The 6,635-nt window shown below is 60.9% G+C and carries 9 protein-coding genes and 1 tRNA gene; 9 read left to right on the forward strand and 1 reads right to left on the reverse strand.

The genetic code is table 11. The annotated features are described in order from the left end of the window. The 7 genes from EOA86_RS16875 to EOA86_RS16905 form a co-directional block, all read left to right on the forward strand. The coding region (locus EOA86_RS16875) for a ubiquinol-cytochrome C chaperone family protein (RefSeq protein ID WP_128342683.1) at positions 1-543 on the forward strand (543 nt) is incomplete at its 5' end. Between the two features lie 7 nt (positions 544-550). After that, positions 551-1,114: a DUF177 domain-containing protein gene (locus EOA86_RS16880; protein ID WP_128342684.1), complete on the forward strand. Its 564-nt coding sequence runs from the start codon at positions 551-553 to the stop codon at positions 1,112-1,114. 130 nt (positions 1,115-1,244) lie between these two features. After that, entirely contained in the window at positions 1,245-2,315 is a 1,071-nt protein-coding gene (gene plsX, locus EOA86_RS16885) for a phosphate acyltransferase PlsX (RefSeq protein WP_029353422.1), read from the forward strand. Between the two features lie 9 nt (positions 2,316-2,324). Beyond that, positions 2,325-3,296: a beta-ketoacyl-ACP synthase III gene (locus EOA86_RS16890; protein WP_128342686.1), complete on the forward strand. Its 972-nt coding sequence runs from the start codon at positions 2,325-2,327 to the stop codon at positions 3,294-3,296. 106 nt (positions 3,297-3,402) lie between these two features. Next, positions 3,403-3,726: an integration host factor subunit alpha gene (locus EOA86_RS16895; protein WP_095485783.1), complete on the forward strand. Its 324-nt coding sequence runs from the start codon at positions 3,403-3,405 to the stop codon at positions 3,724-3,726. A gap of 196 nt (positions 3,727-3,922) precedes the next feature. Continuing rightward, positions 3,923-4,465: a MerR family transcriptional regulator gene (locus EOA86_RS16900; protein WP_128342688.1), complete on the forward strand. Its 543-nt coding sequence runs from the start codon at positions 3,923-3,925 to the stop codon at positions 4,463-4,465. Positions 4,466-4,768: 303 nt separating this feature from the next. After that, on the forward strand, positions 4,769-5,107 hold the full coding sequence (locus EOA86_RS16905; RefSeq protein WP_065008066.1) for a hypothetical protein: 339 nt from the start codon (positions 4,769-4,771) through the stop codon (positions 5,105-5,107). A gap of 52 nt (positions 5,108-5,159) precedes the next feature. Here the strand turns inward: EOA86_RS16905 and EOA86_RS16910 are convergent, their stop codons facing one another. Further along, positions 5,160-5,438 (reverse strand): hypothetical protein, encoded by a 279-nt coding sequence (locus EOA86_RS16910; RefSeq protein ID WP_128342689.1) that lies wholly within the window; start codon positions 5,436-5,438, stop codon positions 5,160-5,162. Positions 5,439-5,896: 458 nt separating this feature from the next. On the opposite strand from EOA86_RS16910, the gene EOA86_RS16915 reads away from it, so the two are divergent. Together EOA86_RS16915 and EOA86_RS16920 are read left to right on the forward strand one after the other, a co-directional pair. Next, the gene (locus EOA86_RS16915) at positions 5,897-6,184 is read left to right on the forward strand and encodes a helix-turn-helix transcriptional regulator (protein WP_128342691.1); all 288 of its coding nucleotides are present in this window, start codon (positions 5,897-5,899) and stop codon (positions 6,182-6,184) included. A gap of 177 nt (positions 6,185-6,361) precedes the next feature. Then, a tRNA-Pro gene (locus EOA86_RS16920) sits at positions 6,362-6,438 on the forward strand. The last annotated feature ends 197 nt before the right edge of the window (positions 6,439-6,635 follow it).

The following is a 6,635-nucleotide window of genomic DNA, read 5'->3' on the forward strand; positions in this document are numbered from 1 at the left end:
ATGTTCCAGCGCCTTTTTGGTCGCGAACGTCACGCTAACCGCGCTATCACCGAGGCGCTTTACGCACAAATCGTGGCAGCGGCGCGGCAAACTGTGTTTTATTCCGACTGGAATGTACCGGACACGCCGCTCGGCCGCTTCGAGATGCTGTCGCTGCACATGTTCCTGTTCCAGCACCGGCTGCGCGGCGAGGGCGGTGTTGCCGGGGAGGTCGCGCAGGTGCTGATCGACGAATTCTTCATGGATGTCGAGCATTCACTGCGGGAACTGGGCATCGGCGACGTCGGTGTGCCGAAGCGCATGAAGAAACTGGCGAAGATGTTTTATGGCCGCACCGCCGCCTATGACGATGCGCTGGAACGAAACGACCATGATGCACTCGTCGCTGCCCTTGCCCGCAATGTCCGGCCCGACACCGGCGCTTGGCCGCAAGCAACGCATCTGGCCGGCTACGTCGCCGATGTCTCCAGGCGACTCGCGGAACAGGCGACCGAATCCATTGTTTCCGGCACGGTGGCATTCCCCGTCGCCAAGACTATCTAAGGACAAGATGAAACACGCCGATTCGCAGAGCCCCGCTCACCAGAGCCCCGTGTCCTTCGTGGCCAATGTCGCCCGGCTGCCGCAAAAGGGACTGCCGGTGGTGATCGAGGCTGACGCCGCGCAGCGCGCCGCGCTGGCGGGCGAGCACGGGTTGCTCTCGGTCGAGAACTACCGCGCCGAACTGCTGGTGGCGCCATGGAAGCGCAACGGCGTCGAGGTCAGCGGCCGCGTCGAGGCCGATATCACCCAAGCCTGCGTCGTCTCCCTCGACCCGGTCGAGGCGCATATCGACGAGGCGGTCGACGCACTGTTTCTGCCGGAGCAGTCCAAGCTCGGGCGGCTTGGTTTCGAGGGCGGCGGCGAGATAATGCTCGATGCCGAAGGGCCGGACAGTCCTGAAACGTTTTCCGGCAATTCGATTGACGTCGGGGCGCTCGCCGAACAGTTCTTTGGGTTGGCGATCGATCCCTATCCGCGCAAGCAAGGCGTTTCGATGGAGGCTGCCGACGATGCCGGGACTGCGGAAAGCGAATTCCAGCAACAGCTGCGTTCCCTGCTCGGAAAATCCTGAAAACCCGACCCAATCGGAGAAAGCCGGTTGTGCGGCAGCCCAAAAACGCTATTTTCGCCGAACCTTCGCGAGCCCCAAACCGTTGCCAGCGCCAGGCGCTCGCTCAAGCAAACTGTGAGATGAACACCGCGTGATCAGGATTTCCATCGATGCCATGGGCGGCGATCACGGACCAAGCGTGGTCATCCCGGCGCTCATGACGGTCGCGACCCGGCGTCCCGACATCCGCTTCGTCATCTATGGTCGCGAGGAGGCGGTGCGCCCCGAACTCGCAAAGCTCCCCAAGCTGGCGGAAGTGAGCGAGTTCATCCACTGCGACATAGCAGTCAGGATGGACGACAAGCCGAGCCAGGCGCTGCGCCATGGCCGCTGGAAGTCGTCGATGTGGAAAGCGGTCGAGGCGGTCAAGGCAGGCACTGCCGACGCCTGCATCTCGGCCGGAAACACCGGCGCGCTGATGGCGATGTCGAGATTCTGCCTTCGCACCATGGCGACCATCGACCGTCCGGCGATCGCGGCGCTCTGGCCGACGTTGCGCGGCGAAAGCGTGGTGCTGGACGTCGGCGCCACCATCGGCGCGGATGCGCATCAACTGGTTGATTTCGCCATTTTGGGCACCGGCATGGCGCGCTCGGTGTTCGGCATCGAACGGCCGAGCATCGGTCTGCTCAACGTTGGCGTCGAGGAGATCAAGGGCCAGGAAGAGGTTAAGGAAGCGGGCCGCATGTTGCGCGAGGCCAACATGGCCTCGATGAACTACCATGGTTTCGTCGAGGGCGACGACATCGGCAAGGGCACGGTCGACGTGGTCGTCACCGAAGGATTTGCCGGCAACATCGCGCTGAAGACGGCGGAAGGCACGGTAAGACAGATCGCCGGTTACCTGCGCGCCGCGATGGACCGGACGCTGATGGCCAGGATCGGCTATATATTTGCCAAGGGCGCCTTCGATCGCCTGCGCGAAAAGATGGACGTCGGCCGCTCCAATGGCGGTGTTTTCCTGGGTCTGAACGGTATCGTGGTGAAAAGCCATGGCGGGGCTGATTCGGACGGCTTCGCGGCCGCGATCGAGCTTGGCTACGACATGGTGCGCAACAACCTGCTCGATCGCATCGAAGCCGATCTCGACCTGTTCCATGCGCGCAATCCGCATGCCCAGACATCCAGGAAATCCGACGTCGTTGCCGACGCAGAGGAATAGGAAAGAGCCTTGATCAGATCAGTCGTGCGCGGCACAGGCGCCGCGCTGCCCCGCCGCATCATGAAGAATGCCGATTTCGAAGGCATGGTCGAGACCTCCGACGAATGGATCGCCCAGCGCACCGGCATCCGCCAACGCCATATCGCGGCCGACGACGAGACCACGGCTTCGCTCGGCGAGGCGGCGGCGCGCGCAGCCCTCGACAATGCCGGCCTGACGCCTGCCGATATCGACCTGATCGTGCTGGCGACGTCGACGCCCAACAACACCTTTCCGGCGACCGCCGTCGACATCCAGAACCGGCTCGGCATGCATCACGGCTTCGCCTTCGATCTGCAGGCAGTGTGCTCGGGCTTCGTCTATGCGGTTACGACAGCCGACCTCTATATCCGCGGCGGTCTGGCCAAACGCGTGCTGGTGATCGGCTCGGAAACCTTTTCGCGCATCCTCGACTGGAGCGACCGCTCGACCTGCGTCCTGTTTGGCGACGGCGCCGGGGCGATGGTGCTGGAAGCAGGAGAGGGGGCGGGCAGCATTGCCGACCACGGCGTGCTGGCGGCCAGCCTGCGCTCCGACGGGGCCCACAAGGACAAGCTGTTCGTCGATGGTGGACCGTCGACCACCGGAACGGTGGGGCATCTCAGGATGGAAGGCCGCGAAGTGTTCAAGCACGCGGTCGGCATGATCACCGACGTCATCGAGGCGACGTTCTCAGCTGCCGGCATCACCGCTGAGGATCTCGACTGGTTCGTGCCGCATCAGGCCAATAAACGGATTATCGACGCTTCAGCCAAAAAGCTCGGGATAGCAGAGCAAAAGGTGGTGGTTACGGTCGATTTGCACGGCAACACCTCGGCGGCTTCCGTGCCGCTGGCTCTTTCGGCGGCGGTCGCCGACGGCCGTATCAAGAAGGGTGATCTGGTGCTGATCGAGGCGATGGGCGGGGGCTTCACCTGGGGCGCGGTTTTGGTTCGCTGGTAAGTGCCGAACTGACAGGTTCGGTCCTTGACCTTGCCGGATCAATTACTTAGGCTCTATCTTTGCTTATATAGAGTTATGTTTTTGAGCGCTGATGGGGACGGTTCGCATGGGGGGAAAGACACTTACGCGCGCCGATCTTGCTGAAGCCGTTTATCGCAAGGTTGGCTTGTCGCGCACTGAATCGGCCGAGCTCGTCGAAGCGGTTCTGGACGAGATTTGCGAAGCTATCGTTCGCGGTGAGACGGTGAAATTGTCGTCGTTCGCGACGTTCCATGTCCGCTCCAAGAACGAGCGCATCGGGCGCAATCCGAAAACCGGCGAGGAAGTGCCGATCCTGCCGCGCCGCGTGATGACCTTCAAATCATCGAATGTGCTGAAGAACCGCATCCTGCGCGCCCACCAGAACAGCAAGGCCAAGGGCAGCAAATAGCGCCTGCGCTTCAAAAGCCCGGTTGAAAACGGTTGCCCCCTTCGACGCCGGGCTTGAATATTGTTTTATAAACCGCTGAAATAAGGCCCGATTCGGCAGAACAAGCCGGATCGGAATGACTCTTTGTTGAGCGTGATCTTGGCCGAAAACCGATTCCCACTTTTCGGGATCATGCTCCAGCGTGAGGATTTCGCCCATGGACAAGAGCCCCGATGCTTTCCGCACCATCAGTGAGGTCGCAGAAGATCTCGCCCTGCCGCAGCATGTGCTGCGTTTCTGGGAAACGCGTTTCAACCAGATCAAACCGATGAAGCGCGGCGGCGGCCGCCGCTACTACCGGCCGCAGGATGTCGAACTGATCAAGGGCATCCGCCACATGCTCTACGACCAGGGCTATACGATCAAGGGCGTGCAGAAGCTGCTGCGCGAGAACGGCAACCATTTCCTGGTCGCCATCGGCAGTGGCGACATGGCGGCCGTCGAGGCGATCTCGCAACGTCGACAGGCCGATGCGGTGCCGCTGACGCCGGCGGCCCAGCCGCGCGGCGCCGATGACGAGATGCTGGTCGGCGAGCCCAAGGTAAAACCCAGCCGGCGCTTTTTCGGCCTGGGCAAGACCGACGACGAAGGCCCGGTGCAGCCAGGCACGTCGAAACTCTCGCGCGACAATCGCGCCTTGCTGCAGGAAGCGCTGTTCGACCTGCTGGAATGCAAGCGCCTGCTCGATCAGGTGCGCTAGCGCATAATCCCAAAAATCGGAATCGTTTTCGGAAAGGATCATACGCAAAATTAAAGTGCTACAGCGTCCTTTGCGCGTCCAATAGGACGCGCGGCGCTGTAGTCCATGTCGCCCAAAGGCATACCCTCAGGCCTGACACGAGGCGCGCAGCGGTCTGGGATAACGACATGGATAAAAGAACTTAAAGCGGGGCGCATGAACCCCTTCAGACGCGACGCGCTTTAAGGGCCGACCGATTGCCGTCAGAAACCGGAACTGCTTCCGAAATCATGCGTTCCTTTTCGCAAAGGAAGGAAGCATATCATGGTATCATTTTCGACCCTCTCCGACATCGACCTTGAAAAGCAGGTCGCAGCCCTCTCCAGGGAACTGGCGGCGCTGAGAAAAGCCGTGTCCAGGCGCGGCAGCGCCTATTACGAGGACGGCCGTGACACCGCCTCGGACTACTATTCGGATCTTGCCGAGCGCTTCAGTGAGGCTCTGCCTGCGATCAGGAGGCATAGCAGGGTGATAGAAAAGACAGCCCGCGATCACCCGGCGACAGCGGCTGCTGTCGGGCTGGTTGTGGTCGGGCTCGTCGCAAGCCTGTTCCTCAGCCGCCAGCAGAAAACGTCGCGAACGAGATCGAGATCGGCACGTTGAGACAAGAAAATGGCGGCGCTGACGGCCGCCATTTTCGTTGAAAACAAGTCGATCAGCGCGCGAGCTTGAGCTGGTTCTTCGGGCCGACCTGCGCGGTCTGGCTGCATTTGCCATAGACGGTGCCGCTGGGGTCGATAGCATCCGTGTATGTACCCTTGCAGTCGAGCTGCAGCACCAGACAGTGACCCGCGCCCTTACAAACCGCGCCGCCGTCGCCGGTGGGATGCGTGCCGTTGGCGAAGGCCGAGCTCGGAACGGAAATCGAGCCGAAGGCCGAGACGACGATGGCAGCGGCGAGCGACAGGCGCTTGAAGTTCGAAATATCAGTCATTTGAGCATTTCCTTCTCTGGATCGAGGATGGCCGCCAGGGCGACCTTCTGGTTGGGGACTGCCTTTGTGGCGTCCATACCGTCTTGGTGCGGCCCGGAGAGGAAAGGTTCACGCGTCGGTTCAAAATGTTCGCAGCCCCCTGACGCGTTCTGCCTGCATCAGGCTCCCGCCGCTGATTCGATCCGTTCAAAACGGCTGACGGGCCAGCGACAGCCGCTTAACAAGGGAGCGGCTCAGAACCGTCGAACAATTCGGCGATCGGCCAGTCAAAGAACCCGATCGGGAAGACGGTCCCGTGCCGCTGCCGCCGAGGCCTGTGCCAGGCTGCGCCGATCGGAATCACGATGCCGTGACGGCATTTTTGGCGCTTGGCAAATCACCATCGAGAGGGCATTCTCTGCGCCGTCTCAGGCAACCTCTTGATTTGATCAAACTCTTTAAATCCACGGAGTTGCCAAATGCCCCAAATAGCAACAAGCGAAGCTTTTTCCGAACTGTCGGCGACCGAAGCTGCCCCCGACCACAGCGCCCTCAAGGCCATCCGAGAAACCAGGGGATACAGCATGGAAGAGCTGTCTCTGACGTGCGGCCTGGCGGTCGATGAAATCGCGGACATCGAGAACGGCAAGAATGCAGATTTATCGAAGCTTCGGCGAATAGCCTCGGCGCTCCGGCTTCCGGAAGACGCGCTGATCAATACAGCCGTGCTGACACAATCCGAGGAAAATCGACGGCCCGTCTCATAACAGCGACGCCAGAGGATCAAGCCTGACAAACGAGTGTGATTCTGGATTTGAAGTTCCTGAATGGCTGACGACGTCCAACGGAGCAGGAACTTCAAATCCACAATGCCGGGCATCGGCACGACGGCCGCCGAATTCGGTTGACCCGAACCGGGTTATCACGATACATCGCGACCGGTCCGGAGTGTAGCGCAGCCCGGTAGCGCACTTGACTGGGGGTCAAGGGGTCGTCGGTTCGAATCCGGCCACTCCGACCATTTTAATCAAGGGTCCATTCTGGACACATAGGCTACGGTTTATACCGGAGACATGGGTAACACTTTTGGCCCGAAAGGGTTTTGGAGTGGTTCGAGCCTGCATGTCTCATCGTCGAAATATCCCAGATCATAGTCCACGAAGCTGACCAGCCAGATATGGTCCTCGACCTGTTTGATGCCGACGGTCTGGCCGGCGA

This window comes from Mesorhizobium sp. M5C.F.Ca.IN.020.32.2.1, from assembly GCF_004023105.1.
GTDB classification, from domain to species: Bacteria; Pseudomonadota; Alphaproteobacteria; order Rhizobiales; family Rhizobiaceae; genus Mesorhizobium; species Mesorhizobium wenxiniae.